We start from the raw sequence: 3,478 nt of genomic DNA on the forward strand, positions 1-3,478 counted from the left end.
TGTACTGGCAAAAGCACAAAAACAATAAGGCAAAAGCATATTTTCTACCGGCCTTATTTGAATCTTTGCCGTTGTGTTCGGATGATAATGGCGTGGAAGGGTGTCTGAAATACATACAACATATTCGCAGAAACAGATGGTCTATATACAGTGAACAGACCATTTATCTGATATAAACAGATGGTCTGTTTAATGTAAATAGACCATCTGTTTTTATATAATATATTCTCCTGTCCCGAGTAAAGCAAGCATATTTTTATAGGAAAACAATATACTTTTTCTAAGAAAAAAGGAAAATTATATTTAGAAAGTGGTCAGCAGAACAATGGAAATAGATCGTATATTTCTTATTTTAGAGGAGATTAACTTGTTAACTATATCGGCAATAATAGAGAAGTAAATGCCATTTTCACTATCATTATGTCATTTCTTACTTAAAGAGGGGTTATTTTTCTAGAATGAGAGTATTTTAGAACTAAAAAATAGGGCATAATTCACTGTACTACAAGCAAATATGCGTAAAATAACCTCCTGAGAATTGAAAATTTCCTAGTTCACGATCATTTATACAGAAATAAAGCAAGGATTTACAATTACGATGACTTTAGAACATATCAATTGGACTCTCTTCATTTTAGTGTAACAAATTCTTTCTGTAATATCGAATCTATCATCAAGAATAAATGTAATGAGAGAAGGAAATAGTTGTTATTTCAACTATGGAATATTAAAAATGTAATATTATGGCGTTCACAATTGGATAAATAACAAATGGATAAATAATAAATGTAATTAGCACGCATGATATACAATTGTAATAACCCTGTTTTTAGTAAAGTAACAATGAGATAACAAAAGTGATAGAGTAGGGGTTAACGAGGGGAGAATATACTATTAAGTAATTTATAATCAGTATATATACGATTGATTATATAATCTAACAGTTTATAAATAGAGAAAACAATGAGAAAACAATTGTAATATGAGGTGAAACGCCAAATACACATCTATATATATACATGATATCCAATAATATACATGTTTTTATTAAAGTAGAAATACTAACTTAAAATGCAGGTATTATATACCATTACATTTGTATGTATAACATTTGAAATAATCAGCATACATTTGTAATATCAAAGAAATTACAGTTTTAATTTGCTTTTGTAATTTCGTTTTTTTACTTTTGTGAACCAAATGACAGTTAATACAATTGTAAATATCACCTATATCGCAACCGTTATGAGCATAAAAGATAGGTTTAAATTGATCATGGATCGGGAAAAATTAACCGCAGGCGCATTTGCCGAAAGTATTGGTGTAGCTCAAGCTACCATCTCACATATTTTAGGTTCGCGTAATAAGTATCCGAGTACGGAAGTTATTCTTCGTCTACATCAAAAATATAATGATATCAATTTGGAATGGCTACTTACCGGAGAAGGCGAAATGAGTAATATGTCTTCCGACTCTGATTCTCCCATCGAGAGTGGATTTGACTATCCTTTATTCGCTGAGAATCCCGTAAATTCGTCCAAAGAGACAGGTACGGCCGAAAATCGCAAGGAAATCGCATTAGAAACGCCTATAAATGCTACTAAAGAGATTGTAAAACAGGAGATTATCTATAAAGAAAGGCCTCCCAGAAAAATCACTGAAATAAGAATTTTCTTCGACGATAATACATACGAGACGTTTAAACCCGAGAAGTAAGACGAATCAAAGCATAACTTTTTCATACAAGCATGAAAGTTCTGCATTCGATTTGCATTATCTTTAAATAAGATAAGCTGCATCTCAGCATAACTTTTTCATGCAAGCATGAAAGTTCTGCATTCGATTTGCATTATCTTTGTACCCTGAAGATAAAATTCACCTCTTTATATAGGATAATGAAAAAATACATTTTAGATTTGACAGTGACTGAGAACGTCCGACTGCACGCTAATTATGTGCTGTTGAAACTGACTTCTCCGTCTCCGCTTCCGGATATGCTTCCGGGACAATTTGCAGAAATACGTGTGGACGGATCTCCAACTACTTTCTTGCGCCGCCCCATTTCCATTAATTATGTAGATAGACAACGCAATGAAGTGTGGTTTCTGATCCAACTGATTGGAGACGGAACCAGGCAATTAGGCGAAGCAAAAGCCGGAGATACGGTCAACGTAGTACTTCCTTTGGGAAATGGCTTCACAATGCCTGAAAAGGCTTCTGATAAGCTTCTGTTAGTAGGTGGAGGTGTTGGTACAGCTCCCATGCTTTATCTGGGCGAGCAATTAGCTAAAAACGGCAGTAAACCGACATTCCTTCTGGGAGCAAGAAGCGATAAGGACTTGCTGCAACTGAAGCAGTTTGCAGCTTATGGTGATGTATATACGACTACCGAGGACGGTAGTCATGGCGAAAAGGGATATGTGACACAACATTCCATATTGAATAAGGTGCAATTCGAGCAGATTTACACTTGTGGTCCTAAGCCTATGATGATGGCGGTGGCTAAATATGCCAAAAGTAAAGATATAGCTTGTGAAGTATCATTGGAAAATACAATGGCGTGTGGTATAGGCGCTTGTCTCTGTTGTGTAGAAAATACAACGGAAGGGCATTTATGTGTATGTAAAGAAGGTCCGGTTTTTAATATAAACAAACTATTATGGCAGATTTAAGTGTAAACATTGGAGAATTACAAATGAAGAATCCGGTGATGACGGCTTCCGGCACATTTGGGTATGGTGAAGAGTTTGCCGATTTCATTGATATTACGCGAATAGGTGGTATAATTGTAAAGGGTACGACTCTTCACAAACGTGAAGGTAACCCATATCCGCGTATGGCAGAGACCCCGTCAGGTATGTTAAACGCTGTGGGACTGCAAAATAAGGGAGTAAATTACTTTGTTGAACAGATATATCCGCGTATTAAGGACATCGAAACCAATATGATTGTAAATGTTTCGGGTTCTGCCATAGAAGATTATGTAAAAACAGCGGAAGCCATTAACGAACTTGACAAAATTCCTGCTATTGAATTGAACATCTCTTGTCCCAATGTAAAGCAAGGTGGAATGGCTTTTGGCGTCACTGCAAAAGGAGCCGAAGAAGTGGTGAAAGCTGTGCGTGCAGCTTACAAAAAGACACTTATCGTAAAGCTGTCTCCCAACGTGACAAGCATCGCTGAAATAGCCCGTGCAGTAGAAAATGGCGGTGCAGACAGCGTTTCATTAATTAATACACTGCTTGGAATGGCTATAGACGCGGAACGCAGGCGTCCTATACTCTCCACAGTAACAGGTGGTATGTCCGGCGCAGCAGTAAAACCAATCGCACTCCGCATGGTATGGCAAGTAGCTCAGGCGGTAAAAATACCCGTCATCGGTTTAGGAGGTATCATGAACTGGAAAGACGCAGTGGAATTTATGCTTGCCGGAGCTTCAGCCATCCAAATCGGTACGGCAAATTTCATCGATCCGGCA

The 3,478-nt window shown here is 37.0% G+C and carries 3 protein-coding genes; all 3 read left to right on the forward strand.

The genetic code is table 11. The features are described 5' to 3' along the window. The first annotated feature begins 1,245 nt into the window (after positions 1 to 1,245). Positions 1,246 to 1,716, forward strand: a complete 471-nt coding sequence (locus BN161_RS26775) for a helix-turn-helix domain-containing protein (protein ID WP_044272141.1) — start codon at positions 1,246 to 1,248, stop codon at positions 1,714 to 1,716. A 179-nt stretch (positions 1,717 to 1,895) separates the two neighbouring features. Beyond that, positions 1,896 to 2,672, forward strand: coding sequence for a dihydroorotate dehydrogenase electron transfer subunit (locus BN161_RS26780; protein WP_044272137.1), 777 nt, complete (start codon positions 1,896 to 1,898; stop codon positions 2,670 to 2,672). Next, on the forward strand, positions 2,660 to 3,478 hold an 819-nt coding region (locus BN161_RS26785; protein WP_044272139.1), incomplete at its 3' end, for a dihydroorotate dehydrogenase. The genes BN161_RS26780 and BN161_RS26785, both read left to right, overlap by 13 nt.

The sequence above is a fragment of the Bacteroides timonensis genome, from assembly GCF_000513195.1.
Lineage (GTDB): Bacteria > Bacteroidota > Bacteroidia > Bacteroidales > Bacteroidaceae > Bacteroides > Bacteroides timonensis.

Excerpts from the sequence above, each read along its gene's own strand:
- BN161_RS26775 (WP_044272141.1), top strand. The coding sequence starts at position 1,246 with ATGAGCATAAAAGATAGGTTTAAATTGATCATGGATCGGGAAAAATTA.
- BN161_RS26780 (WP_044272137.1), top strand. The coding sequence starts at position 1,896 with ATGAAAAAATACATTTTAGATTTGACAGTGACTGAGAACGTCCGACTG.